This window comes from Gordonia pseudamarae (assembly GCF_025273675.1).
Classification (GTDB): domain Bacteria; phylum Actinomycetota; class Actinomycetes; order Mycobacteriales; family Mycobacteriaceae; genus Gordonia; species Gordonia pseudamarae.
The window spans coordinates 3,722,294-3,746,545 of sequence record NZ_CP045809.1 but is presented as its reverse complement, the minus strand read 5'-3'; the positions used below and the strand labels follow the sequence as shown (position 1 = coordinate 3,746,545).

The 24,252-nt window shown below is 68.0% G+C and carries 26 protein-coding genes and 1 pseudogene; 13 read left to right on the top strand and 14 right to left on the bottom strand.

Annotation, left to right across the window (positions count from 1 at the left end):
- Positions 1-38: 38 nt before the first annotated feature.
- From aroA to GII31_RS16635, 4 genes are all read right to left on the bottom strand, one after another.
- On the bottom strand, positions 39-1,301 hold the full coding sequence (gene aroA / locus GII31_RS16650; protein ID WP_213244504.1) for a 3-phosphoshikimate 1-carboxyvinyltransferase: 1,263 nt from the start codon (positions 1,299-1,301) through the stop codon (positions 39-41).
- A gap of 31 nt (positions 1,302-1,332) precedes the next feature.
- The gene (locus tag GII31_RS16645) at positions 1,333-1,716 is read right to left on the bottom strand and encodes a VOC family protein (protein ID WP_213244503.1); all 384 of its coding nucleotides are present in this window, start codon (positions 1,714-1,716) and stop codon (positions 1,333-1,335) included.
- 4 nt (positions 1,717-1,720) lie between these two features.
- Positions 1,721-1,969 carry a hypothetical protein gene (locus tag GII31_RS16640; RefSeq protein WP_213244502.1) on the bottom strand — a complete coding sequence of 83 codons (249 nt, stop codon included), beginning with the start codon at positions 1,967-1,969 and terminating at the stop codon, positions 1,721-1,723.
- 139 nt (positions 1,970-2,108) lie between these two features.
- Entirely contained in the window at positions 2,109-3,794 is a 1,686-nt protein-coding gene (locus tag GII31_RS16635; protein ID WP_213244501.1) for a nucleobase:cation symporter-2 family protein, read from the bottom strand.
- A 352-nt stretch (positions 3,795-4,146) separates the two neighbouring features.
- Here GII31_RS16635 and GII31_RS16630 point away from each other — a divergent pair, with 352 nt between their 5' ends.
- Complete coding sequence (locus tag GII31_RS16630) at positions 4,147-4,785, top strand: TetR/AcrR family transcriptional regulator (RefSeq protein WP_213244500.1); 639 nt, start codon at positions 4,147-4,149, stop codon at positions 4,783-4,785.
- Here GII31_RS16630 and GII31_RS16625 read toward each other — a convergent pair.
- The 4 genes and pseudogenes from GII31_RS16625 to GII31_RS16610 form a co-directional block, all read right to left on the bottom strand.
- Complete coding sequence (locus tag GII31_RS16625; protein WP_213244499.1) at positions 4,782-6,338, bottom strand: PH domain-containing protein; 1,557 nt, start codon at positions 6,336-6,338, stop codon at positions 4,782-4,784. The two genes, GII31_RS16630 and GII31_RS16625, sit on opposite strands and share 4 nt — an antisense overlap.
- Positions 6,325-6,843 (bottom strand): PH domain-containing protein, encoded by a 519-nt coding sequence (locus GII31_RS16620; protein ID WP_213244498.1) that lies wholly within the window; start codon positions 6,841-6,843, stop codon positions 6,325-6,327. Before GII31_RS16620 ends, GII31_RS16625 begins: the two co-directional genes overlap by 14 nt.
- 140 nt (positions 6,844-6,983) lie before the next feature.
- Positions 6,984-7,334, bottom strand: a pseudogene (locus tag GII31_RS16615) (SDR family NAD(P)-dependent oxidoreductase); the annotation flags it as partial.
- A gap of 39 nt (positions 7,335-7,373) precedes the next feature.
- A complete protein-coding gene (locus tag GII31_RS16610) occupies positions 7,374-9,155 on the bottom strand; it encodes an acyl-CoA dehydrogenase (protein ID WP_260840055.1) in 1,782 nt (593 codons plus the stop codon).
- A 427-nt stretch (positions 9,156-9,582) separates the two neighbouring features.
- On the opposite strand from GII31_RS16610, the gene GII31_RS16605 reads away from it, so the two are divergent.
- Entirely contained in the window at positions 9,583-10,854 is a 1,272-nt protein-coding gene (locus tag GII31_RS16605; RefSeq protein WP_213244495.1) for a polysaccharide pyruvyl transferase family protein, read from the top strand.
- Positions 10,855-10,887: 33 nt separating this feature from the next.
- Here GII31_RS16605 and GII31_RS16600 read toward each other — a convergent pair whose 3' ends face one another.
- Positions 10,888-12,060, bottom strand: coding sequence for an aminotransferase class I/II-fold pyridoxal phosphate-dependent enzyme (locus GII31_RS16600; protein ID WP_213244494.1), 1,173 nt, complete (start codon positions 12,058-12,060; stop codon positions 10,888-10,890).
- A gap of 195 nt (positions 12,061-12,255) precedes the next feature.
- Here GII31_RS16600 and GII31_RS16595 point away from each other — a divergent pair, with 195 nt between their 5' ends.
- The 4 genes from GII31_RS16595 (at position 12,256) to GII31_RS16580 (ending at position 14,863) form a co-directional block, all read left to right on the top strand.
- Positions 12,256-12,447: a hypothetical protein gene (locus GII31_RS16595; RefSeq protein ID WP_213244493.1), complete on the top strand. Its 192-nt coding sequence runs from the start codon at positions 12,256-12,258 to the stop codon at positions 12,445-12,447.
- Between the two features lie 36 nt (positions 12,448-12,483).
- Positions 12,484-12,747, top strand: a complete 264-nt coding sequence (locus GII31_RS16590; protein WP_213244492.1) for a GlsB/YeaQ/YmgE family stress response membrane protein — start codon at positions 12,484-12,486, stop codon at positions 12,745-12,747.
- 74 nt (positions 12,748-12,821) lie between these two features.
- Positions 12,822-13,472 (top strand): SDR family oxidoreductase, encoded by a 651-nt coding sequence (locus tag GII31_RS16585; RefSeq protein WP_213244491.1) that lies wholly within the window; start codon positions 12,822-12,824, stop codon positions 13,470-13,472.
- Between the two features lie 8 nt (positions 13,473-13,480).
- Positions 13,481-14,863: an FAD-binding oxidoreductase gene (locus GII31_RS16580; protein WP_213244490.1), complete on the top strand. Its 1,383-nt coding sequence runs from the start codon at positions 13,481-13,483 to the stop codon at positions 14,861-14,863.
- A 10-nt stretch (positions 14,864-14,873) separates the two neighbouring features.
- Here the strand turns inward: GII31_RS16580 and GII31_RS16575 are convergent, their stop codons facing one another.
- Positions 14,874-15,005: a hypothetical protein gene (locus tag GII31_RS16575; RefSeq protein WP_260840054.1), complete on the bottom strand. Its 132-nt coding sequence runs from the start codon at positions 15,003-15,005 to the stop codon at positions 14,874-14,876.
- Between the two features lie 51 nt (positions 15,006-15,056).
- Here GII31_RS16575 and GII31_RS16570 point away from each other — a divergent pair, with 51 nt between their 5' ends.
- From GII31_RS16570 to GII31_RS16560, 3 genes are all read left to right on the top strand, one after another.
- Positions 15,057-15,233, top strand: a complete 177-nt coding sequence (locus GII31_RS16570; protein WP_213244489.1) for a hypothetical protein — start codon at positions 15,057-15,059, stop codon at positions 15,231-15,233.
- Positions 15,234-15,280: 47 nt separating this feature from the next.
- Positions 15,281-17,407 carry a 4-alpha-glucanotransferase gene (malQ, locus tag GII31_RS16565; RefSeq protein ID WP_213244488.1) on the top strand — a complete coding sequence of 709 codons (2,127 nt, stop codon included), beginning with the start codon at positions 15,281-15,283 and terminating at the stop codon, positions 17,405-17,407.
- A 78-nt stretch (positions 17,408-17,485) separates the two neighbouring features.
- Complete coding sequence (locus GII31_RS16560) at positions 17,486-17,863, top strand: DUF5313 family protein (RefSeq protein ID WP_213244487.1); 378 nt, start codon at positions 17,486-17,488, stop codon at positions 17,861-17,863.
- On the opposite strand, the gene GII31_RS16555 is transcribed toward GII31_RS16560, so the two are convergent.
- A complete protein-coding gene (locus GII31_RS16555; protein WP_213244486.1) occupies positions 17,860-18,621 on the bottom strand; it encodes an SOS response-associated peptidase in 762 nt (253 codons plus the stop codon). The two genes, GII31_RS16560 and GII31_RS16555, sit on opposite strands and share 4 nt — an antisense overlap.
- Positions 18,622-18,999: 378 nt before the next feature.
- Here GII31_RS16555 and GII31_RS16550 point away from each other — a divergent pair, with 378 nt between their 5' ends.
- Positions 19,000-19,824, top strand: a complete 825-nt coding sequence (locus GII31_RS16550) for a sigma-70 family RNA polymerase sigma factor (protein ID WP_407649988.1) — start codon at positions 19,000-19,002, stop codon at positions 19,822-19,824.
- The gene (gene rsrA, locus GII31_RS16545) at positions 19,821-20,153 is read left to right on the top strand and encodes a mycothiol system anti-sigma-R factor (protein ID WP_213244485.1); all 333 of its coding nucleotides are present in this window, start codon (positions 19,821-19,823) and stop codon (positions 20,151-20,153) included. The genes GII31_RS16550 and rsrA overlap by 4 nt, the downstream gene beginning before the upstream one ends.
- A gap of 118 nt (positions 20,154-20,271) precedes the next feature.
- On the opposite strand, the gene GII31_RS22645 is transcribed toward rsrA, so the two are convergent.
- Positions 20,272-20,346: a 50S ribosomal protein bL37 gene (locus GII31_RS22645; protein ID WP_370452957.1), complete on the bottom strand. Its 75-nt coding sequence runs from the start codon at positions 20,344-20,346 to the stop codon at positions 20,272-20,274.
- 126 nt (positions 20,347-20,472) lie between these two features.
- Here GII31_RS22645 and GII31_RS16540 point away from each other — a divergent pair, with 126 nt between their 5' ends.
- Both GII31_RS16540 and GII31_RS16535 read left to right on the top strand, forming a co-directional pair.
- On the top strand, positions 20,473-20,688 hold the full coding sequence (locus tag GII31_RS16540; protein ID WP_213244484.1) for a biotin/lipoyl-binding carrier protein: 216 nt from the start codon (positions 20,473-20,475) through the stop codon (positions 20,686-20,688).
- Between the two features lie 29 nt (positions 20,689-20,717).
- Positions 20,718-22,253, top strand: coding sequence for a sensor histidine kinase (locus tag GII31_RS16535; RefSeq protein ID WP_213244483.1), 1,536 nt, complete (start codon positions 20,718-20,720; stop codon positions 22,251-22,253).
- A gap of 285 nt (positions 22,254-22,538) precedes the next feature.
- Here GII31_RS16535 and GII31_RS16530 read toward each other — a convergent pair whose 3' ends face one another.
- Both GII31_RS16530 and GII31_RS16525 read right to left on the bottom strand, forming a co-directional pair.
- Entirely contained in the window at positions 22,539-22,793 is a 255-nt protein-coding gene (locus GII31_RS16530; protein WP_005190251.1) for a WhiB family transcriptional regulator, read from the bottom strand.
- 476 nt (positions 22,794-23,269) lie between these two features.
- A complete protein-coding gene (locus GII31_RS16525; protein ID WP_213244482.1) occupies positions 23,270-24,211 on the bottom strand; it encodes a diacylglycerol/lipid kinase family protein in 942 nt (313 codons plus the stop codon).
- Positions 24,212-24,252 lie beyond the last annotated feature (41 nt).

Below are 24,252 nucleotides of genomic sequence, written 5' to 3'. Positions count from 1 at the left end.
TGCGGCCCTTCCTGCCGGCGGGTGCGATGAGACGGCCATCAGCCCGCGATCATCCGCTGCCACATGGCGGGGAAATCGGGGAGCGTCTTGGCGGTGGTCTCGATGTCGTCGACGTCGACATCGTCGGTGACCAGGCCGATCAGGGCGCCGGCGGTGGCCATGCGGTGGTCGGCGTACGACAGCCACCTCCCGCCGTGCAGTGTCGCCGACTCGATGCGCAGGCCGTCGTCGGTTTCGGTCACACGCCCGCCGAGACGGTTGATCTCGGTGGCCAGCGCGGTCAGCCGGTCGGTCTCGTGGCCACGCAGATGCGCGATCCCCGACAGTACCGACGTGCCGTCGGCGAGCGCGGCCAGCGCGGCGATGGTCGGGGTGAGCTCCCCGATGTCGTGCAGGTCGATACCGATGGGCGACAACCGATCCGGACCGGTGACCGTCAGCAGTCCGTCGGCAGATGTGACCTCGCAGCCCATGTCGCGCAGAACGTCGGTGATCTGGGCGCCCGGCTGCGTGGTGATCGCCGGCCAGTTGGGCACCGAGATGCTGCCGCCGGTGGCCGCGGCGGCCGCCAAGAACGCCGCCGCATTGGACAGGTCGGGTTCGACGACCCAGTCGACGGCTGTGATCGGCCCGGGCGCCACCCGCCATGTGTCGGCCCCGGATGCGTCCACCGATACCCCGGCCGTGGTGAGCATGTCGACGGTCATGTCGATATGCGGCGTCGACGGAACCGGTTTGCCCACATGATGGACCGTCACACCGTTGTCGAAACGCGGCGCCGACAGCAGCAGCCCGGACACGAACTGCGAAGACGCCGACGCGTCGATCGTCACCGCGCCACCGGGCGCCGTGCCCCGGCCGTTGACCGTGAACGGCAGCGCATCGCCGGCCACGTCCACGCCCAGCACCCGCAACGCGCCCAGAATCGTCGACTGCGGCCGGAGACGCGCCTGCTCGTCGGCGTCGAAGCGGACCGGACCGGACGCGAACGCCGCGACCGGCGGCAGGAACCGCAACACCGTGCCGGCGAGCCCGCAGAACACGTCGGCCCCGCGCAGCGGCGCGGGGGTGATGCGCACGGTGGTCGCCCCCGGAGTGTCGGGTTCGATACCGACGCCGAGCGCCGACAGCGCGCCGAGCATCAGGTCGGTGTCCCGGCTGCGCAGCACTCCGCGCACGGTCGAGGGACCGTCGGCCAGCGCGGCCAGGATCAGGGCGCGGTTGGTGATGGATTTGGATCCGGGCAGCTCGACGGTGGCCGTCACCGGCCCGGTGACCCTGGGGGCACGCCATACAGTCATGCGTTCAGTCTGTCATCACCACGAGAGGCGGCTACGTCCGCAGGTCACGCCGCAGGGGGTGGTCCTCCGGGATCTCCACCACGATCAGCGCGCGGCCGTCGGGATCGGCGATGTGCATCTCGATCAGCCCCCATGGTTCGGTGACCGGTTCGCGGGTCACGCTCACCCCGGCGTCGCGCAGCTGCTTCTCGGTGCCGGCGATGTCGCGGACCTGCAGCCACAACACGGCGCCGGAGGTTCCCACCGGATCCGTCGACATGTGTCCGGGCACCTCGATGAGCCCGGAGCCGGCGTGAAAGACGATCCCGCCCGGATATTCGCGGGCCACGGCGAGACCGAGCTGATCGCGGTAGAACCGTTGCAGCCGCACCGGGTCGGGTGATCGCAGCAGTACCCGGCTGGTCAGTACCTCCACCCGCTCACCTGCCCTCGGTGGTGCCGCCGCTGCCGCCGACGGCGTGGCCACGGTCGATGGGCGCCGAGGTCCGGGCGGCGTCGTAGACGGCCCTCTCGCGGGCGATGCGGTCGGTCTCGCCGATCGGTGTGGCGTCGCCGAATGCGAACGGCGACCCGTGCTCGTAGGTGTGAGGAACGTCCGGATCGGGTTCGGGGGCGGGTTGCGGATGGGAGCCGGGCTCTGCGGTGCCGAATTCGTGTGGACTGGGCATACCTTCCACGATAGGCGTCGCGGCACCGGATCCGGTGTCGTTGGGGCTATGTGTTTGTTGCGGAACGGCTTTCGCCGCAGACTCGGCACACACGCGAACGGCGGGCCCCTGAATCCGGCGGCCCGCCGTCGGGCGGAGGTCAGCTGCCGCCGCGGGTGGAGAAGCTGCCGTGGGTATAGCCGTCCCACTTCTCGAACAATCGCAGCACCTTCGGATCGCCGAGCCCCTTGATCCAGTCGCACAGATCCTTGGGCGCCGACGGGTTGGTGACGATGAACGGGTGCAGACCCTCGTCCCGTTCGGCGAGATACCGCAGGGTCTCCTCGGAGGTCGCCGGGTCGGCGGCCAGCAGTGCGTCACGCGGGTCGAAGGCGGGACCGCGCGGGGCGTCGGAGGCCGCCGGCGCCACGTCGATCTCGCCGGTGTTGTGGTAATCGACCGGGTCGGGTGAGGTCGACCTGGTGTTGAGGATCAGATTCAGGACGATCGCGCACACCGCACCCGCGGAGATGCCCGAGTGGAAGATTGTCTGGAACCAATCGGGGAACTGGTGATACAGGTCGAGCTTCACATTGACCGGTTCGTCGCCGGATCGGTCGGTGTAGTAGAGGCTGGCCTCGGTCAGCATCGCCACGCCGATCGAGATCGCCACCACCAGGATGTTGGTGTTGTCGAATTTCACCTTGGACAGGGTCCGGATGCCGCTGGCCGCGACCATGCCGAACAGCGCCACGCCGGCACCGCCGAGCACCGCCTGCGGAATGCCCTCGACGACCGCACCCATCTTGGGCAGCAGACCGAGGATCACCAAGATCACGCCCGCGCAGGTCGCCACATGCCGGGTGCGGACGCCGGTGATCGCGACCAGACCCACGTTCTGGGCGAAGGCGGTGTACGGGAAGGTGTTGAAGATGCCGCCCAGGACAGTGCCCGCGCCGTCGGCACGCATGCCGTCGGCAAGCCTGCGCGGGGTGATCTTTTTGTCGACGATCTCGCCGACCGCGACGATGTCGCCGGTGGTCTCGGTCATGATGACGATGGCAACGATGATCATCGAGATGATCGCCGACAGCTCGAATTCGGGCATGCCGAACTGGAACGGCTGCGGAACGCCGATCCAGGCGTTGTCGCCGACAGAATCCCACGTGGGCATCCCGAACGGGATGGACACCAGGGTGCCGATGATCAGACCGAGCAGCACCGACACGCGGCGGATCGAGTCGGGGGCGAAGCGTTCGATGGCCAGGATGAGAACGAGGGTGCCGAAACCGAAAGCGATGGCCTGGGGATCGCCGAAGTCCTCGCCGGTTGCGGTGCCGCCACCGAACCAGCCGGCCGCCACCCGCATCAGCGAAATACCGATGATCACGATGATCGTGCCGGTCACCAGGGGTGGGAAGAATCTGATGAGTTTGCCGACGACCGGCGCCATCACGATCATGAAAACACCCGACGCTATCACCGCGCCGTAAATGGCGGTTATGCCATGGCTGGTGCCGATCGTGATCATCGGACCGACGGCCGCGAACGTGACGCCCTGCATCAGCGGCAATCGAACACCGAATCGCCAGAAGCCCACCGACTGCAGCAATGTGGCGATACCGGCGACGAACAGGTCGGCCATGATGAGGTGGACGATGTCGCCCTCGTCGAGTTCGCCCGCGCTGACCATCGCCCCGCCGACGATCAGTGGAACGGCAACCGCGCCCGCATACATCGCGAGCACATGTTGCAGACCGAGCGGGAACAATTTGACGAACGGGGGAATCTCATCAACGGGATGTGGCGTCTTCTTCCCGTTCTTTATCGTATCGAGGACAGTCATGGACAATTGTGTACGGGCAGGTTGTTTCCGCCGAACCGCATGACGGTGACGGCGATATTTCCCGCAATTAATATCAGTGCCGGCCGCCGGCGCAATGGCCGAATGACACGCCCGACATCCGCGCACCAGGAGTCGCCGGTGCCGAGCGGGTGGATCCCGACCGGCTGTGGGGATCGCGATCAGGACCGTCCCGTGGTCATGGGTCCTGGGCCGTACCCTGCGCGAGCGCGGGCGAGTGTGACCGGGGTCTCGCCGGGTGTTAGTGTGTGTCACCATCCTGAGGGTGCGGCATCGGACAGGGGCGTGCGATCCGGGCCGAACCCCGACACGACGGAGTGGACCAAGGGGGCAGATGTCGGACTCTTTCGACCTCGATTGGGCGGGGCTGCGCCGTATCCCGCAGCAGGCCCGTAGCCGCGAGCGGCTGTTGCAGGTGTTGGCCGCGGCCGATCGCATCTTGGTCTCCGAAGGACCGGCGATGCTGACCACCACCCGCGTCGCCGCGGAGGCCGGGGTGTCGGTGGCCTCGCTCTACCAATATCTACCCGACCGGGACGCGATCATCGAAACCCTCGCCGAGACGTACCTGCATCGGTTGGAGACCCGGATGCGACTGCTGCTCGAGCTGTCGGGTCGGCGCACCTGGTCCGATCCCGTAGGGATCCTGTTCGATACCTTCGTCGACGCGTACCGGGTCGAGGACGGTTTCCGTGCCCTGTGGTTCAGCAGGTCGTTGACCGAGGCGACGCAGGCGGTCGACCGGGAGCACAAACTGCGGATGACGCGGATGCTGCGGAGCATCCTGACCGCACAGGGCATCGCGGATTCGCCGCGCCTGGAGGTGGTCACCCGGGCCGCGCATCTGGTGGCCGACACCATGCTGCAGGAGGCCTTTCGTTCCGACCCCGACGGCGATGCCGCGCTGATCGACGAGGCCAAGACCATCCTGCGCGGCTACCTGCGCGAGTACCTCGCCACCGCCGAGTTCTAGGTTTCCCGATCCCGGGTGCCGGGGTCCGGGGTGCGGGGGTTTGGGGTACGGGGACGGCGGAGGAACGGTTCGACGAGTCCGGGTGAGATCCGCGCCGCAAGTGCGCTCGCGTCGGCACCGTCGACGTCGATGATGCCGTACGCCTCGGTGCCCGCGGCGCCGGCGGCCACCAGGGTGACCAACCCCTGACGACGCTGGAACCAGGTGGCGCGAACCGACCAGCCGATGATGCCGTCCGGGTACAGCAGATTGCGGTGGCGCGCCGTCGTCGGCGGCGCGATCACCAGGGCACGGTCGGTGAAGCGGTGCCCGAGATTGCGGTAGCGCAGTTCACCGACCGCCGCACCGGCGCACAACAGCGCTACGACCCCGGCGATGGCCACCGCGAGCGGCAGCGGCCCCGGTGTCCACGCGACGATCAACGCGGTGGACAGGACGAGCGCACCGACGACGGCGCGGGTGATCCGGCGCCGCCGGGCGGCCCGCGGGTGCGCGACGAGCGGTGCCGACAGGTCGCCGCCCGCCCCTGACACCGCCCGGCCGACATGCCCGACCACGTCGGCGGGGGCCGGTGGCAGCAGCAGCGGATGCTTCTGCGCGCCGGTGGCGATGGCGTGCAGCCGGGCCCCGCGCAGCGGCCGCATCAGCAACGGCTCGTGCAGATGCACACCGCGCACCCGGTTCTCGTCGAGCGTCGTCGACGTGGTGGTGAACAGTCCGCGACGCACCCGAAGCGTGCCGTCGTCGTGGCGGGACAGGGTGAAATCCCAGTAACTGAGCACGTATGCGGTCACCGACAGCAACGCTCCGACGGCGATGGTCACGATGATGCCGACGACGATGACGACTGCGAGCGGGATGTCGTCGATCTGATCCCACAGGCCGGTGCCGAACTCGGCGGCGTGATCGAACAGCCCGAGTTCGTCGGCCAGCTGCGCGCCGAAACCGAAAACCGCTGCCGCGGCTGCAATACCGAGCAGCGAGAACGGAGCGAAGCGAAGCCAGCGCGACTCGTAGCGGGCAAGGATGACAGGTGGGTGCGCGGAACCGGGGAGAGCGCCGGCCTCGGTATCGGCGGGATCGGAAGGTACGCCGGTGGGCATCAGATGGTCGCGCAGCGCGCTCGCGTACCGCTTGTCGACGGCGGTGAGCACCACGTTCGACGACGCCTTGTCGCCGCCGGTGCCGATGGTCACCTTCTCCAGCGCGAGCAGCCGATGCACGAGAGAGGCGGTGGTTTCGACGCTGCGGATACGGTCGCGCCGCGCCGTGGCCACCTTGCGGTTGACCACCCCGCTGCGGACCCGGACGTGTTCGTCGGTGGCCTGATATGTGGTGGCCAGCCATGGCACCACCGTCACCAGCGGGGCGAGCACGATGGCGACGACGAGCGCGATGACGGGTGCGGCCTGGGCGGCGAAGACGATGCCGACCAGACCGGGCAGCAGTTGCGGGGCCAGTTCGATCGGCCGCACCACCATCATGCCGGGGGACAGGCGATGCCAGGTGTCGGGCCCGTCGACCCGGGGTGCACCGCCGTCAGGTCGCGTCACCGGTGTGCTCCTGGGTGGCGATGGTCAGGTCGGCGGCGGTCCGAGCGGCGACGGCCGCGTCGAGCCCGACGATTTTGACGGTGCCCGCCGACGATGCGGTCGTGACGGTGAGGGTGGCCAGCTTGAGCAGTTGTTCGAGCGGCCCGGCCTCGGTGTCGACCACCTGGATGCGGGCGATCGGGATGATCACCGCGTGCCGGGTGAACCAGCCCGACTGGGTGTACACCGCATCGTCGGACACCTCCCACCGGTGGAAGTGGTACCGCCACGCCGGTACCACCGCGACGTAGAGAACGAGCAGAGGCAGTGTCGCCGCCAGCACCAACAGGGGGATCCACCGATACGATCCGCTGAACGCCACGGCGATCAGCGCCCCGATCGCGACCGGAACACCGCAGATCAGCGGCACGATCCGCCACAGTCGCTTGGCTCGCGGATCGACGCGGTGGACCGGCTCACGCAGGCTCAGGTTAACGGCGGATGGGGACGTCGGTGTGGGTTCCATCATTTCCCAGTATGTCGGTTCGGCCGACACAATCGTCCGATATAGGTGCTGGCTCGGGCATATGCCCGAGCCAGCACCTATATCGGACGAAGTTATCCCGGTCAGTTGATGGTGATGCCGCCGTCGACCGGGATGATCTGGTCGATGACCTGGCGGAACTGTTCGGGGGTTTCACGGGTCGCCGGCACCGCGGTGCCCACGTCGGCGTTGTTGATCAGGATGTCGACCCTGCCGAACTCGGCCAGCGCGGCGTCGACGGCGGCGCGGCGCTGTTCGGGATCGGACACATCGGTCCGCACCGGCAGGGCCTTGCGGCCGGCGGCCTCGACGAGTGCGGCGGTGTCGGTGAGCTTCTCCAGACGCCGCGCCGCGAGCACCACGTCGGCGCCGGCCTCGGCGAATCCCTTCGCGAACGCGACGCCGAGGCCCGACGATGCGCCGGTCACGATCACGACCTTGTCGGTGAGGGCGAACCTGTCCATGATTGTCATTGTGTAGGTTGGCCTTTCGTGTGAATCGGTAGGCGTTGGTCAGAACCATTCGGCCGGGGTGTCGAGGGTGGTGCGATCCTTGGCCATCACGAGGTCGAACATCGGGCCGGTCTTGGGTAATTCGTAGGTGAAGAAGTAACGGGTCGCGGCCCGCTTGCCGTCGTAGAAGTCGCCTTCCTTGCCGTCTGCGGCCAGAAACTGCTCCAGCCACAGCCAGGCCAGGACGGTGTGCCCGGTGGCCTCCAGGAACGCGGTCGCGTTGGCCAGTGCCACGGCGGGGTCTGCGTCGGCCCATGCGGTGAGCACGGCGGCCGGGATCCGCTCGAGGGCCGCCCGCAACGCGGCCGCGTAACCGGCGGCCGCCCCGCCTGCGGCGGTGGCGCGGTCGATCGTCTCGGTGATGGTCTCGACCAGCACCCGAAGACCTGTCCCGCCCTTCATCGTGAACTTGCGGCCCAGCAGGTCGATGGCCTGAACGCCGTGCGTGCCCTCATGGATGGGGTTGAGCCGGTTGTCGCGATAGCACTGCTCGACGTCGAACTCCTTGGTGTACCCGTAGCCGCCGTGTACCTGGATCGCCAGATCGTTGGCGGTCAGGCACCACTGCGACGGCCAGCTCTTGCTGATGGGCGTGATCACATCGAGAAGCAGTGCGGCACGGGCACGTTCGTCCTCGTCGCCGGTGGTGGCGACGCGATCGACCAGCAGTGACGACCACAGGCAGAGCGCCAACGCACCCTCCACGTACGACTTCTGCGCCAGCAGCATCCGCTTGACGTCGGGATGTTCGATGATCGCCACCGGCTTGGCGGCGGGATCCTTGGCGTCCACCGGCCGGCCCTGCACGCGGGTCTTGGCGTACTCCACCGACTGCAGGTAGCCGGCGTAGCCGATGGCGGTGGCCAGGAAGCCGACGCCGATGCGTGCCTCGTTCATCATGTGGAACATGTAGAACAGGCCCTTGTGCTCCTCGCCGACGAGGTAGCCGAGCGCGCCCTGCCCGTCGCCCACCGGGAACGTGCCGTCGCCGAAGTTGAGCAGGGTGTTGGTGGTGCCGCGTTGCCCCATCTTGTGGTTGAGGCCCACCAGAGCGACGTCGTTGCGGGTGCCGTCGGGCAACACCTTGGGCACGATGAACAGGGAGATGCCCTTGACGCCCGGCCCGCCGCCCGGCGCCTTGGCCAGCACCAGGTGGACGATATTCTCGCCGAGTTCGTGATCGCCGGCCGATATCCACATCTTGGTGCCGGTGACGCGGTAGGTGCCGTCACCGACGGGGGTGGCCTTGGTGGTGATGTCCGACAGCGACGACCCGGCGCCCGGCTCGGACAGGCACATCGTCCCGAAGAACCGGCCCTCCAGCATCGGCCGCACCCAGGTGTCGATCTGGTCGGGCGTGCCGTATTCGGCGAGCAGGCCGGCATTGCCGACGGTCAGGAAGGTGTACGACGACATCGCCGGGTTGGCGGCCTGGAACCAGATCATCGCCGCCTGGTGCACGGTGGCCGGCAGGCTGCCGCCGTCGAGTTCGGTGCCGAAGGGCCCGGCGATCAGTCCGGCGGCGAGAAATTCGCGCACGGCGTCGCCGGTGGCGTCGGGCAGTACCACCTTGCCGTCGTCGCCGATATACGGCTCGTTCTGGTCGCAGTACTTGTTGAACGGCGCGTACTTCTTGATCGCGATGTCCGATGCCAGGTCGAGGACTGCGTCGAAGGTGTCCTTGGAGTGCTCGGCGTATCGATCGGCCTTGGTGAGTTGTTCGACGTCGAGCCACTCGTAGAGCAGGAAGTCGACGTCGCGGCGGGAGATCGGGTCGGCCATGAGAACTCTCCTCAGGATGGTCTTGTCGGGATGGTCTTGATGACCTCGTGGAACTAAGCGATCGCTCATAGAGTAAGCACTCGCATATGATGCACCTCACGTATCGGCCGCGGGCGGTGGTCGCGGCGTTCGCCGCGTGGCAGGCCCGCCACCACAAACACCCCAAGGTTGTGTAGTACGAGCTGTATGCCCTCGACCCACACCACTTCCGGGGGCGATCATCGGAAACATCGTTCACGAGGGGATCCGGTGCGGTGCGTACACTGTCGACAATCCCGACGAGGCGGTGCCGGCCATCTCGTCGCTGTGCGGGGACGTATGCCGCTGGTTCCCGAGCCGTACCCGCTCGGACCCGGCGGCGGTCGGTGCCGACTCCGCCGGGCTCGCCCTGCGCATGGTGCGGTGAGGGGTCGGTACAGTCGCAGGCATGCAGATCAGGGGACTGGACCCGGCCGGTGTCGTGGACAAGCTGCGCGACCCCGACCTCGTGGAGAAACTGCGGCGCCGCGAGATCATCTACCTGATCGCGCCGTCGGGCTACCCCAACTACGGCGACGAACTGATCGCCCGTGCCTGGCTGAGATATCTGGCGAGGGAACGGCCGCGGGCCACCGTGGTGCTCGACTGCCACTCCCCGGGCCAGGCGGCATTGCTGTTTCGGGGAGTGCATCCTCGTGCGGTCTTCGTCGACACCGTCTGGAAGCTCACCGTGCACGCAGGCGGGCTGTCGGGTGAGGTGGCCGACACCGAGGGCCTGGACCCGGACCGGCCGTGGGAATGGGTCGCAACGGCGGCAACCGAATTCGGGCACGCTCCCGGCCTGGCCGAGGGCGTCGACCTGTTCCGGCGGGCATCCTCGGTGCATCTGCTCGGCGGCGGCTACGTCAACGCCGTGTGGCCGTACCAGGTGAGTCTCGTGTCCGCGGCCGCCGCGCTGGCGCGGACCACCGGCGTGCCCGCCTACGCGAGTGGGCTGGGACTGATCCCGGCAGTCGCCGAACCCGCGTTGTCCGCCCTGCGTGAGGCGGCGCGCGTGTTCACCGTGTTCGACGTGCGCGACACCGCCTCGGCCGCGGCACTGGGCGATGACGCGCGGCTCGGTGGTGACGACGCATGGCTCGCGTGGGGAGATCGGCGACTGCTCACCCGGCGGCCCCGGCCGGCTCCGGGCGGTGTGACCCTGTGCATCCAGGCCGACCTGACCGAGGATTTCGCCGCATTCGGGCAGACCGGCGTCGACGCGCTCACCGAGGTGGTGCGCCGGACCCTGGACGCGTGGGAGGTGCCCGGGTCGGCGGTGACCGTGGTGGAAGGGATTCCGGGCAAGGACATGACGGTGCCGGTGAAACTCGCCGACCGCCTTGAGGGGTCGACGTCGGTGTCGTTCCTGGACATCTGGCGGCGCGGACTGCCCGCCGGCCGTGGAGACACCTGGATCAGTACCCGGTTCCATCCGCATCTGATCGCGGCGGCCGCGGGCGCGTCCGGCGTCGCGCTGGTTACGCGACCCGACTACTACACCACCAAGCATGCCTCGCTCGCCGACATCGGTTCGCGCTGGACGATCGTCGATGACCCCGAGCAGATCCCGGATCGCCCGCATTCGGGTGGTTTCACCGTCGCGGACCGATCCCGTGCCGTCGAGGCCAAACGTGTACTGGCGGCGGAGCTGTACGGCCGCAAACGGATCCACGGCTGACTCGCCCCTCCGGTCGGCCTGTGCGGCACCGGCTCAGCGGGTGAACCGGGCCAGCCGGGAGATCCCTTCGGACAGTTGTGATCTGTTGACCGAATAGGACAGCCGGACGAACCGATCGGCACCGGCGACGCCGAAATCCTTTCCGGGGGTGAGAGCCACGTGCGCCTCGGTGAGGGCGCGATCGCAGAACCGGGAGGCGGTCAGTCCGGTGGAGCTGACATCGATGTACACGTAGAACGCCCCGTCGGGGACCACCGGGACGTCGAGGCCGATCGCGGCCAGGCCCTCGAGCACCAGCGTTCGGCGTTCCCGGAATTCGGTGCGCCGGGCCTCGGCCACTGCCAACGATTCTTCGCCGAAACAGGTCAGTGCCGCGAACTGGGACGGGGTGGGCGGGCAGATGTAGTAATTCTGCGCCAGCCGCTCGAACACCTCGACCAGGTCGTCGGGCACGATGGCCCAGCCGAGCCGCCAGCCGGTGAGGCCGAAGTACTTGGAAAAGCTGTTGATCACAATCGCATCCGGGTCGGCGGCGAGCACGCTGCGCGGCGGCAGGTCCGGATGCGACCCGTCCGGATCGGCCAGGCCGAGGTAGATCTCGTCGACGATCCGCCGGCCGCCGCGGGCGCGGGCGACATCACAGATCGCGGCCAGTTCGCCGGCCGGTACCGATGTCCCCGTCGGATTGGACGGGGTTGCCACCATCACCACGCGGGTGGCGTCCGTCCACGCGGCCGACACCGAGTCGGCGGTGAGCTGGAACCGGTCGGACACCGTCGTTGGGACTAAATGCACTGCTGCGCCGAAGCTTTCGGCGAACTGCCGGTTGCATGGGTACGACGGATCGGCGATCAACACCTCATCGCCCGGGTCGACGAGGGCCGCGCACGCCATCAGCAACGCCGCCGACGCACCCGAGGTCACCACCACCCGCCGCGCCGGGACGTCGCAGCGGAAATGGTCGGAGTAGAACCGCGCGATCGCCTCCCGCAGCGTGGGCGATCCGAGCGCGTCGGTGTAGGGGAGTGGACGGCCGTCGCACAGGTCACGCGCCGCGGCCAGGAACGCCGGCGGCGCCCCGAAGTCGGGTTCACCGATGTTGAACCGGATCACGTCGTGGCCGTCGGCGATCAATTCCGCCGCGCGCCGGCCGTATTCCATCGCGTAGAACGGGCTGATCGCGGCGGCACGGCGGGAGATCCTCATGTCTGCGATTGTGTCAGGCCCGCTGCCGGTGCCCGGCGGGTCACCGCCGGAACCAGGCATGCTCGTTGCCGCTGAGGGCGTGGGTGATGCACGGTCGGGATCCATGATGGGCGAAGGTCACGGGGCACCCTGATTTATCCCCCAAACAGGCGTCTCAGGGTGTCGCCGCCGACGGCGGGCGGGCATGGTGGAGGCATGAACACATCAGCTCCTTTCAACACCTCCACCGGCGGTGGTCTGGGTTTCTGGAAGATCCTGGCCGTCATCGCCGTCATCCTCATCGCGTGCGCGGTGATCGTTCCGATACTCAAGGGTCTGTTCTGGGTGGCGCTCATCGGACTCGCGCTGTACGGCGGATTCATGCTTTTCGGCAAGTCGAATCAGTAGCATCGCTACTACCGACTCTTCGAAAGCAGGTAGGTCATGTTGGCACTGGGGTTTTTCGGCTGGGTCATCATCGGCGGTCTCGCCGGATGGATCGCGGGCAAGGTCATGGACGACAAGAAGGGCCTGATCCTCAATATCGTGCTCGGCATCGTCGGCGGCCTCCTCGGCGGCTGGCTGCTCAAGATCATCGGCGTCGACGTCGAGGGCGGCGGGCTGATCTTCAGCTTCGTCACCTGTCTGGCGGGCGCGTGCCTGGTGTTGTGGATCGCCAGGCTCCTCGGGGCCCGATCCCGGGGGTAGCCCGATCTCGGAGGTGGTGACGCCGTGGCTCGCTACTGTGGGATAAGACAATTCACCCCACGAGAGCAGGCCCCATGAGTTCGATCGCCATCATCGGCGGGCACGGCAAGATCGCGCTGCGCCTGGCCGCAATTCTCACCGGCCGTGGTGACACGGTCACCTCGATCATCCGCAACCCCGACCACGCCGACGACATCATCGGCACCGGTGCGACCCCGGCCGTCGCCGACATCGAAACCCTCGACACCGACGTCCTCGCCGAACTGCTCGGCGGGCACGACGCCGTCGTGTTCTCCGCCGGGGCCGGTGGTGGCAATCCGGCCCGCACCTATGCCGTCGACCGTGACGCGGCGATCCGCTCCGTCGACGCTGCGCGGGCCGCCGGGGTCCGCCGTTACGTGATGGTGTCGTACTTCGGAGCCGGACCCGGCCACGGCGTCGACCCCGGTGATTCGTTCTTCCCGTACGCCGAGGCGAAGGCGGCCGCCGACACCTATCTCAAGGCCTCCGACCTGGACTGGACGATTCTCGGCCCCTCCCGGCTCACCGACAATCCGGGCACCTCGGCCATCTCCGTCGGCGCCGGCGGCATCGAGACAGCGGAGGTGAGCCGGGACAATGTCGCACAGGTCATCGCCGCCGTCCTCGGGAATCCTGCGACCGTACACCGGGTCATCGAGTTCAACGACGGCCCTACGCCCATAACCGAAGCCCTCGGCGGGTAGTGGTGACGATGTCGCCGCAATCGGCCCTGGATCGTCTCGCCGCGATCGTCGGCGCCGCCCACGTGATCACCGACCCGGACACCCTCACCGGGTATCTCACCGACTGGACCGGCCGGTGGACCGGTGTCGCCGACGCCGTGGTTCGTCCCCGGACCTGCGAGGAGGTCGCCGAGGTGATCGCCGTGTGTGCGGCCGACGGCATTTCGGTGTGCGTGCAGGGCGGCAACACCGGCCTTGTGGGCGGCTCCATCCCACCGGCCGCCGGGGATTCGCCGACGCGGCTGACCATCGTGCTCAGCACCGCCCGGATGACCGACCTCGACGACGTCGACGTGATCGGCCGTAGCGTCGGTGTGGCGGCGGGGGCGACTGTCGATGCCGTCGACCGGCACGCGGCACGGCACGGGCTGCGGTTCGGGGTGGATCTGGCCGCCCGCGAGTCGGCGACCGCCGGCGGCGTGGTGGCCACCAACGCGGGCGGCATCCGGATGATCCGGCACGGCAACACCCGCAGCCAGGTGCTCGGTATCGAGGCGGTGCTCGCCGACGGCCGGATTCTGCGTCGCTGGTCGCCGCTGATCAAGGACAATGTCGGCTACGATCTGCCCGGTCTGCTCGCGGGCAGCGAGGGCACCCTCGCGGTCATCACGAAAGTCCTGTTCTCACTGGTCACACCGCCGGCTGCGACAACCGTCGCGGTGGTGGCCGTCGACAGGGTGGCCGCGGCCACCGAACTGATCGCGGTGGCGGGCAGGCGCGGGCTGGTCGTCGAGGCCGCCGAGATCATGACCGAGGCCGGAATCGAACTGGTTCACGCACACGGTGCGCGGCGTCCGGTTTCCGAACCGGCGCCGTTCGAGTTTCTCATCGAGGTCTCCGGGGCCGGTGCGGTGGACGAAGAGCTGTTCGCCGCGATCGAGGACATCGACGGGGTACTCGACGCGGTGGCCGAGCCCGGTCCGGCGCCCGCCCTGTGGGCCGCCCGGGAGACACACACCGAGGCGATCGCCCGCGACACCAGCACGCCGGTGGTGAAACTGGATGTGTCCGTTCCGATCCGGTCCTTGCCCGCCGCCTTCGACCGACTGCACGCGGTACCCGGCGACCTCGGCATCGGGTGCCGGCCGATCCTGTTCGGGCACGTCGGTGACGGCAATATCCACGCCAACTTCCTCGACGTCCCCGCCGCCGACGTCCACCGGGTCACCGAGGCGGTGTTCTCCGTCATCGCCGATCTCGGCGGCAGTATCTCCGCCGAGCACGGCATCGGCCGGGCCAAGTCCGCGTGGATCGGGCTGGGCCGCGGCGATGTCGACCTCGGCGTGATGCGCACCCTCAAGACGGCCCTGGACCCGCAGGGCCTGCTCAACCCGGGAGTCATCTTCGGCTGACCGGCTCTCGTCACCACCGATCACATATCCGGACGTCCAGGAGGTCGCCGGCCAGTCCCGTGTTCGAGTCCACGACTTCGCCATCTCGCTCGACGGTTTCGGTGTCGGGGAAGGCCACACCGGGCAGTCGCCGTTCGGCCATGCCGCACCCGACTCCTGAGAATGGGCCTTTCCGACCCGCACGGGCACCGAGATGGGTCTGGACGGTGAACGGCCGGGTTCCGCGGGCATCGACGAGACGTTCGCCGGTCGATGGAACGTCGGGCTCGAAGAGCTCGAAGAACGCTTCGGCATCGAATCGGTGACCTCGCCGAGCGGAGTCATACACGTGTCGTCCTCGCGCCGCCGTGACCGCGCGCGGGGAGACTGAGCCGCACTCATCCGGCGTGCCGGGCCGAATGCTGCGACGATGGTCGGGTGAGCACCGTTGACCGTACGCGGCTGGTGGAGTTGGCGGCCCGGCTGGGCGTCGCCGACAGCTACGTGGGCTGGGACAAACTCGATCACGAGGTGGCCGACGACACCCTGATCGGTGTGCTGGCCGCGCTCGGCGTCGACACCGAGCGCCCGGACTGGGTCGGGGCGGCGCTGGCCGATGCCGACGCCGACGATTGGCGGGATTTCTTGCCCGCCGTGACCGTGGCCGTCGAGGGTTCCGGTCACTGGTTCCACGTGCACGTACCGCACTGGGATCCGGTCCACGTGTGGATCACCGACGAAGGCGGCCGGTCGGTTCCGGTCCGGCAGGCCGATCACTGGGTGGAGCCGCGGGAGATCGACGGCGTGCTCACCGGACGGGCGAGCTTCATCGTCCCGCCGGAGCTGGGTATCGGCTACCACACGCTGCACGCGCACAATCCGGCGCGCGAGAGCACCGTCGAGGCCCCGCTCATCGTGACTCCGGCGCGGCTCACCACCGCCGACGCCCTCGGCGACCGGCAACGATGGGGGCTGGCCGTTCAGCTGTACTCGATCCGATCGGCGGCATCGTGGGGGGTGGGTGACCTGGGGGATCTGGCCCGGATCTGTGAGATCGCGGGCACCGGATACGGTGCGGACTTCGTGCAGATCAACCCGTTGCACGCCGCTGAACCCACACCGCCGGTGGAGGATTCGCCATATCTGCCGACCACCCGGCGCTTCGTCAACCCGCTCTACATCCGCGTCACCGACATCCCGGAGGTCGCGCGACTGTCTAAGGGGCTGCGCAAGAAGTTGGGCAAGGTCACCCGGGAGTTCGCGGCGGTCAACACCTCGGCCCGCACGATCAAGCGTGACAAGTCCTATCGGCAGAAGCTGCGGTGGCTCAACAAGATCTATGCGGCGGGCCGGTCGGAGGAACGGGCCGCGGAGTTCGCGGCGTTCCGGGAACGCGAGGGTGAGGGCCTTGTCCGGTTCGCCACCTGGTGCGCCCTCGCGGAACGGTACGGTTCCCGCACCGACCGCTGGCCGGATCGGCTCGGCGATCCGGAGCAACTGGCGCGCAAGGTGTCCCGGCTCGCCGATCGCATCGACTTCCACTGCTGGCTGCAATGGATCTGCGACGGGCAACTGGCCGCCGCCGATTCCGCGGCGGCCCTGGCCGGCATGGCGATCGGGGTGGTCGCGGACCTCGCGGTCGGGGTCAACCGCACCGGAGCCGACGCCTGGGCGCTCAGGGATGTCCTCGCCCAGGGGGTCGGTGTCGGCGCGCCACCGGACGGATTCAACCAGCAGGGGCAGGACTGGAGCCAGCCGCCGTGGCATCCGCGCCGACTCGCCGAGGCCGGCTATGCGCCCTACCGTGACATGCTGCGCACCGTTCTCCGTCATGCGGGCGGAGTGCGTGTCGACCACATCCTCGGGCTGTTCCGGCTGTGGTGGATACCTGAGGGCAACCCGCCCTCGGCCGGCGCCTACGTGCGCTACGACCACAACGCCCTCATCGGAATCCTGGCACTCGAGGCGCAACGCGCCGGAGCCGTCGTCATCGGCGAGGACCTGGGCGTATTCGAACCCGTCGTGCAGGACACGCTGTGTGAGCGGGGCATTCTCGGCACGTCCATCCTATGGTTCGAACACGGGCCGTACGCACCCATCGCACCCGAGGAGTATCGGGCGCTGTGCCTGACTGCCGTCACCACCCACGATCTGCCGCCCACCCTCGGCTACCTCGCCGGGGACCACATCGACCTGCGCTCGCAACTCGGTCTCCTGGAAACCGGTGAGGAAGCCGAAAGGGCCCGCGACGTACGCGACCGTGACGCCATCGTGAACCTGGCCGTCGAACGCGGCCTGCTCGCTGCGGGCGCCGAACTCGTCGACCGGACGACCGTCGAGGCGCTGCACCGGCTGATCGCGCGCAGCCCGTCGGTGCTGCTCAGCGTCGCCCTCGTCGACGCCGTCGGGGAGCGGCGCATCCAGAACCAGCCCGGCACCACCGGCGACCGGTACCCCAACTGGCGCATCCCGCTGGCCGACGACACCGGGACCGCGGTTCTCGTCGAGGACCTCGCCGACAACCCGCGCATCGCCTCGCTCATCGACGCGCTCACCAGGGGGTGAGGCGATGGCGTCGGCCCCCGCCGACGCCTTCGCCGGTGTGGCTGTGCCGAATCGGCGGTGAGTGCGATCATGGAGGGCATGTCACGTACCGAGCCTTCCCTGATTCAGCGCGTGAAGTACCTGCTCGGCCGGCCGTTGCCCGACGAGATGCGCGAGTGGGTGCGCAACGACGTCACCGGGCCGGGGGCCGCCCGCCGCTATTTCATGCGCGGCATCGTGCCGCTGATCCCGATCCTCATCGCGTTCGCGTTCGTGCCGGGACCGGTGATCATCCGGCTGTGCATGATGCTGTTGCTGCTGCTTCCACTGCTCTACTTCCAGTTCGCTCTGATCAAGGTGTACCGCCGGCACCTGCTCAGCACCAACGGCCTGGACCCCGAGCTGATCAACGCGACCCGCGATCGTCGCCGGGACAGCACCCGGAGCGAATACGAAAGCATCTACCGGCGGGACTAGACCCGAGCCAGCAACTCCGGACCGTTGTTGGCGACCCGGTTGACCAGCGGCGACACCTCGCGGATGGCGATGGCGTCGGCGAGGTGGGCCGACGGTGCGCGGAACAGTGCGCTGGGCGCCAGGTGATCGGGGTCGAGCCACCGATCCCACTGGTCGAACGGCATGATCAGCGGCATCCGGTCGTGGACCTCGCGCAGTGCACCGACGGCGTCGGTGGTCAGGATCGAGCAGCTCAGCAGCGGAGGAGCGGTCGCATCGTCCGTCGGGTGCCACACCGACCACAGCCCGGCCATGAACAGCCGGGTGCCGTCGCGCGGTGACATGAAAAACGGCACCTTGGTGGGTTTCCCCGTGCTGTCGAGCGGTCCCTTCTTCCACTCGTACCAGCCGTCCATCGGCACCAGACATCGATACGACCGCACCGACGACCGGAACGAACTCTTCTGCGCCGCCGTTTCGGCGCGGGCGTTGAACAGCAACGGTCCCTTGCCCGGTCCCTTCGACCACGACGGCACCAGGCCCCAGCGCATCGCCCGTATGCGCAGTCGGGGGTCGTCGTCGGGCTGAGAGTAATCGTGACGGCTGACCACCGTCATCACCGTGGTGGTGGGGGCGACGTTGTAGCTGACACCCGGCACACCCCTGGCCGCCGCCACCGGGTCGGTGCCCTCGGCCGGGAGGTCGGGAACCTCGTTGATCGCGTCGATCTCGGCGGCCAGCTTCGCCGGATCGGTGGTCACCGCATAACGTCCGCACATCCGTCCATGGTGTCGTACGTCGGTACCGGGCGTCGCGCATAGAGCGCCGCGGCCATGGCCGTGAGCGACAGTTTCCCGGGGACCGCCCGATCGCCTCCGCCGGCGGCCGGGTCGTTTCCACCACCAGCGTCGTGACGATCCGGTCGGGGTCGACGCCCGGTGTGGACGACGTACGGAACAAACTCCTACGGGACTCTGTTGGCAAGTCATGTCACCTGCCCATGCCGACAGCGGAGGTCGAAAGCCGTGAGCGCCAGCCCCAGCCTGCTTCCCCGAGAGTACGGCGACGAGTCGACCGCCCCACATGCACCCGGCGGGGAGGCACCGTCGGTAAGCTTGTCCGACAGCAGTGGGCGCCCCGGCACGTTGCCGCGGCACATCGAGTTCCGTCAGGTGCTCACCGTGCCGCAGACGCCGGTGCCCGCGCCGGTCGACATCGAAGGGATCGCAGTGGCTGACTCGGATTCGGGCGCGACACATGGTTCAGCCGTGGAGGCGGACGGGCACACGACATCGGATGCCGCGCCCCGCCGCGCCGACCCGAACGAATCGGATACCGAGCTGAGCGCCAGATTCGAGCGGGACGCGCTGCCGTTGCTCGACCAGATGTACGGCGCCGCGCTGCGGATGACACGCAACCCGGCCGACGCCGAGGACCTGGTGCAGGAGACCTACATCAAGGCCTACACGGCGTTCGCCTCATTCCGCGACGGCACCAACCTGAAGGCCTGGCTGTACCGGATCCTGACCAATACCTACATCAACTCCTACCGTAAGAAGCAGCGCCAGCCCGCGCAGTACCCGACCGACGAGATCACCGACTGGCAGCTGGCCGCGACGGCCGAGCACACGTCGACGGGTCTGCGCTCGGCCGAGATCGAAGCACTCGACGCGCTGCCCGACGACGAGATCAAGCAGGCCTTGCAGGCATTGCCGGAGGACTTCCGGATGGCCGTCTACTACGCCGACGTCGAAGGGCTGCCGTACAAGGAGATCGCCGAGATCATGGACACCCCCATCGGGACGGTCATGTCGCGGCTGCACCGCGGCAGACGCCAGCTGCGGGAACTGCTCTCCGAGGTGGCCCGCGAGCGCGGTTTCAATCGTTCGCCCCAGGGTGCCGGCGCGAGCACGGCTTCCGCCAAGAAATCCGACGACAAGAAGGCTGCGCCCGGAGCGCGGAAGAGCGAGGTATCACGGTGAGCGTCACTGAACCGGATGGCACCGGCGTGCCGGGAGATGCCGACCCCGAGTTCGTCACCCTCGATTGCAGCGCGGTACTCGCCGACGTGTGGCTGCTGCTGGACAACGAATGTGACTCCGATGCCCGGACCCGGATCCAGGGCCACATCGACAACTGTCCGTCGTGCCTGGCGCATTACGGTATCGAGCGTGACCTCAAGGCACTGATCAGCCGCAAGTGCGGCGGCGACGAGGCCCCGCAGGGCCTGCGCGATCGGCTGCGCATCGAGATCCGTAAGACCGTCATCAGCCAGACCACGGTCGTCTTTCCCGACGACAACGGTCGCTGACCCGCAGCCCCGGCCTTAGGGAAACGGGGGTTGGGCGGATGCGACAAGACCCGGGCGCACCGTGTGCGGTCCCGGGTCTTGTGGGTCGAACTCGACGTTTGTCGTTTACAGACGTATGTCAGGAGTTCGGGCGCTTGCCGTGGTTGGCTGCGTTCTTCTTGCGAGCGCGCTTCTTGCGTCCACGCTTGCCCATGGCGGATCTCCTTTGATGTCTACCGTTGGTCAGCGTCGATCATCCCACGTCGAGGCCCGCACCCGGAAATCAACCCCGCCGCCGGGGCCCGTCCCGCGACCGCGCGGGGTCGGCTAGATTCTCCTCATGGCTGAAGATGTCGTCGCGGAGATCGTGGCAACCGTCCTGGAGGTCTCCGCGTCAGCGGGACAGCATGTCGAGGTGGGGGACACCCTGGTGCTGCTCGAATCGATGAAGATGGAGATCCCGGTGCTCGCCGAGGACGCCGGCACCCTCGCCGAGGTGAAGGTCGCGGTCGGCGATGTGATCCAGGCCGGCGACATCATCGCCGTCTACCGATAGCCGGCAGCGACCTCCAGGTGCGGGGATAGATGTCGACGCTGGTTGATCTGCTCGCCGAACACACCACACTGTCCGATGCCGCGGCCGGGCATCTGCAGCGGCTCGTCGCCGAATGGCAGTTGCTCGCCGACCTGTCGTTCGCCGACCTGATGCTCACGGTGCGCGGCGACACCGGGGCAATGGTCACCGTCGCCCAGTGCCGGCCCAACACCGCCTCCACGGTGTTCCCCGCCGACGAGGTGGGGCGCATCCTCGCCCCCGGCGCCGACGACCAGGTCGCCAGAGCGTTCGCCGACGGACGGATTCACCGCGACGAGGATCCGACCTGGCACGGTGCGGTCGCCATCCGGCGTGAGGTGATACCGGTGGCGAATCCGCTCACGCCACCGGAAGCGGGTACCGACCCGGCGATTCTCGGGGTGCTGATCAGGGCCACCGACCTGACCCATCCGCGGCTGCCGTCCCCGTTGGAGATGGCGTACCAGGAATCGGCACACGACCTGTGCCAGATGGTGGCCGACGGCACCTTCCCCGAACAGGAGGGCAACTCGCAGGGATTGTCGACGCCGCGGGCCGGTGACGGATTCATCCGGCTCGACCCCGCCGGTGTGGTCTCCTATGCCAGCCCCAACGCGTTGTCGGCATTTCACCGGATGGGGTGGACCTCCGAACTGGCCAATCGGCGGCTCACCGAGGTGGCCGCGGATCTGCTGACCGACAGGTTCGAATCCGAGGATGTGGCCGCGATGGTCGACACGGCCGTCGGGCTCGGGCGGGCCACCCAGGTGCCCTACCGCGACGACGTGGGCATGCGGATGGAGGTCGACGCCCGCCGGGCGACGGTGCTGCTGCGTGCGGTGGCCCTGCGCCCACGCGGCACACGACATGGTGCGGTCATCCTCATCCGCGACGTCACCGAGGTCAAACGCCGCGACCTCGCACTCATCAGCAAAGACGCCACCATCCGCGAGATACACCACCGTGTCAAGAACAACCTGCAGTCGGTGTCGGCGCTGCTGCGGCTGCAGTCGCGGCGCACCACCAACCCGGAGGCGAAAACCGCACTCGACGAAGCGGTCCGGCGGGTCGCGTCCATCGCACTCGTACACGAACTGCTGTCGGGGAGTGTGGACGAGGAAGTCGACCTCGATGAGGTCACCGACCGGCTGGTGCCCATCCTCGTCGACGTCGCCGGCGAGTCCCGGGTCTCGGTGCGGCGCGTCGACCGGCTCGGTGTGCTGCCCGCCGATCAGGCGATGCCGCTGGTCATGGTCCTGACCGAGCTCATCCAGAACGCCATCGAACACGGCATCGGCAGCGGCGACGACGAGGCGAACCGGACCGCGCACATCGAGGTCCGCGCCAGCCGAGACGTGCGCGAACTGGTTATCGAGGTGATCGACAACGGTGCCGGCCTGCCCGACGGGTTCGACCTGAGCACCTCCGACAGATTGGGCCTGCAGATTGTGCAGACGATGGTCTCGATCGACCTCGGCGGCACTCTCGACATGCGCCGTGCGGACACCGGCGGTACCGAGGCCCGGGTTGTGGTCCCGCTGCGCTGAACGGTTGCCCGTGCCGCCCCCTGCGGCCCACACCGGACACTGCGACGGGGATTCGGGATCACCGGAGGCCGCGGCCAGAGTCCGGGAGGTGGCGAACAGATCCGTACGGTGACGGACATGGGAACTATGGTGGGGCGAAGATCACGCTTGATCCGGAAACGTGCCTGGTCCGAAGACGGGGCTTGATCCGAAGACTGGGCTTGATCCGGAAACGACGATGGGCCCGGCAATGATGCCGGGCCCATCGTCAGTGATTCTCCGACAGACGAATGCCGGAAACCGAAGTCACACGGAGCTGCGGGTGCGGGTCCGCGCGTTCCGGCGCTTGAGGGCGCGACGCTCGTCCTCGCTCATGCCACCCCAGACGCCCGCGTCCTGTCCTGACTCGAGCGCCCACGACAGACACTCGGCGGTGACCGGGCACCGGCCGCAAACAAGCTTCGCGTCGGCGATCTGCGCGATGGCCGGTCCGCTCGTTCCCACGGGGAAGAACAGTTCCGGATCCTCGTCACGACAGATGGCCTTGTGCCGCCAGTCCATTCCAACTACTCCTTCTGCGTGCTGCGTGCACGGTTCGACAATGCTTATAAAACTTCGGATGGCTGTAACCGATCGTTCACACGGAGGCACCAGATGTTTCCGTGCTGTTGCTTGTGAATACTTTCACGAATTCAGCCGAAGTCAATGGTGTTCCGTTAACACGTGTGCAATGTCACCCTTTCGGCGTATAGCACTTGTGCTGTGGAGCTGGGTCAAGGGGTGCTTGCACCGGTTGTGTACCGATGCACTATGCTACGCCGGGTTGGTCTCGCTGTCACCGGATATTTTGCGAATGTGTATCTGGTTGTGACATTTTGCACTAGCGCTTGAAAACCGTCTGACCTTGCAGTACTCGGCGGTAACCAGCGGTTGTGGCGGCTCGGTCGACCCCGGGTCTCACGCGCCGTTCACACGGGCTCCCACGCCCGCACTGTTCACTCGGCGGTCGGCGGTGGGGTCGGGCGACACCGACCCGATCAGGAATCGGAGACGGGCGCGACCACCGTGATGGCGTCGGCACGACGGCCGAAACTGAGGTGGGTGTGGGTGCCGATGTAGTCGCCGTCCATCTGCACGTCCAGGGGCGTCTCGGCCTCGAAACGCACCCAGTTGAGGTCGTCGTTGCGATACAGGTGGCGGGCCTTGGGGGAGCTTTGCGCCAGGAGCCGGGTCGCCAGCGGCAGATTGCGCACCACCGAGGTCGAGGTGGCGGCGAACAGGCCGAGCCCGGTGTTGAAACCAGTGCCGGGGTTGGTGCGGATCTCGCGGGTGCCCAGGTAGGTCCACGGGCTGGTGTTGCTGACGAATCCGAATTTGACGCCGGTGATGGGGTCGTGGCCGGGGACGTGCGCGGTGAAGCTCGCGGGGTTGGTGGCGTTGGCGAAGAACGAGGTGACGGTGGTCCACAGATAACGGCTGGGTGTTGCGGTTTTTCCGTTGTGCCGTTTGCGTTCCATCTCGCGGACGACGATGGCGTCCATGCCCATGCCGGTGTTGAACAGGAACCAGCGGTCGGCGGTGTGACCGAGCCCGATGGAGCGGTGCTGCCCGGTTTCGAGGAGTTCGATGTGCTGGCGGGTTGCGGTGAGCGGGTCCGCGTTGACGCCGAAGGTGCGAGCGAAGACGTTCGCGCTGCCGCCCGGGATGACACCGAGCTGCGGTTGTGGACGGGTGGTGAAGTCGGCGGGGGCGCCGAGCATGCCGTTGACGGTCTCGTTGACGGTTCCGTCGCCGCCGTGGACCAGGACCGCGTCGTGGCCGGCGGCAACCGCCGCGGCGCCGAGTTCGCTGGCGTGCCCGCGGTGCGTGGTGTGTTCCACGTCGACGGTGAACCGCGATTCGAGGGTGTGGACGAGGGCGTCCCGTCCTGCCGCGGTGGTTGCGGTGGCGAAGGGATTGACGATCAGCATGACGCGCACGAGAACCCAGGATATGGGGCCGGAGGGTCTTCGGCTAAATC

Coding starts and splice junctions, on each gene's coding strand:
- GII31_RS16640 (WP_213244502.1), bottom strand. CDS start 1,969: ATGCCCAGTCCACACGAATTCGGCACCGCAGAGCCCGGCTCCCATCCG.
- GII31_RS16590 (WP_213244492.1), top strand. CDS start 12,484: ATGTTGGCACTGGGGTTTTTCGGCTGGGTCATCATCGGCGGTCTCGCC.
- GII31_RS16570 (WP_213244489.1), top strand. CDS start 15,057: ATGGGTCTGGACGGTGAACGGCCGGGTTCCGCGGGCATCGACGAGACG.
- GII31_RS16585 (WP_213244491.1), top strand. CDS start 12,822: ATGAGTTCGATCGCCATCATCGGCGGGCACGGCAAGATCGCGCTGCGC.
- GII31_RS16530 (WP_005190251.1), bottom strand. CDS start 22,793: ATGGACTGGCGGCACAAGGCCATCTGTCGTGACGAGGATCCGGAACTG.
- GII31_RS16580 (WP_213244490.1), top strand. CDS start 13,481: ATGTCGCCGCAATCGGCCCTGGATCGTCTCGCCGCGATCGTCGGCGCC.
- GII31_RS16575 (WP_260840054.1), bottom strand. CDS start 15,005: ATGGCCGAACGGCGACTGCCCGGTGTGGCCTTCCCCGACACCGAAACC.
- GII31_RS16605 (WP_213244495.1), top strand. CDS start 9,583: ATGCAGATCAGGGGACTGGACCCGGCCGGTGTCGTGGACAAGCTGCGC.
- GII31_RS16610 (WP_260840055.1), bottom strand. CDS start 9,155: ATGGCCGACCCGATCTCCCGCCGCGACGTCGACTTCCTGCTCTACGAG.
- GII31_RS16620 (WP_213244498.1), bottom strand. CDS start 6,843: ATGGAACCCACACCGACGTCCCCATCCGCCGTTAACCTGAGCCTGCGT.
- GII31_RS16555 (WP_213244486.1), bottom strand. CDS start 18,621: ATGTGCGGACGTTATGCGGTGACCACCGATCCGGCGAAGCTGGCCGCC.
- GII31_RS16635 (WP_213244501.1), bottom strand. CDS start 3,794: ATGACTGTCCTCGATACGATAAAGAACGGGAAGAAGACGCCACATCCC.
- GII31_RS16600 (WP_213244494.1), bottom strand. CDS start 12,060: ATGAGGATCTCCCGCCGTGCCGCCGCGATCAGCCCGTTCTACGCGATG.
- GII31_RS16630 (WP_213244500.1), top strand. CDS start 4,147: ATGTCGGACTCTTTCGACCTCGATTGGGCGGGGCTGCGCCGTATCCCG.
- GII31_RS16560 (WP_213244487.1), top strand. CDS start 17,486: ATGTCACGTACCGAGCCTTCCCTGATTCAGCGCGTGAAGTACCTGCTC.
- GII31_RS16540 (WP_213244484.1), top strand. CDS start 20,473: ATGGCTGAAGATGTCGTCGCGGAGATCGTGGCAACCGTCCTGGAGGTC.
- GII31_RS16595 (WP_213244493.1), top strand. CDS start 12,256: ATGAACACATCAGCTCCTTTCAACACCTCCACCGGCGGTGGTCTGGGT.
- aroA (WP_213244504.1), bottom strand. CDS start 1,301: ATGACTGTATGGCGTGCCCCCAGGGTCACCGGGCCGGTGACGGCCACC.
- GII31_RS16535 (WP_213244483.1), top strand. CDS start 20,718: ATGTCGACGCTGGTTGATCTGCTCGCCGAACACACCACACTGTCCGAT.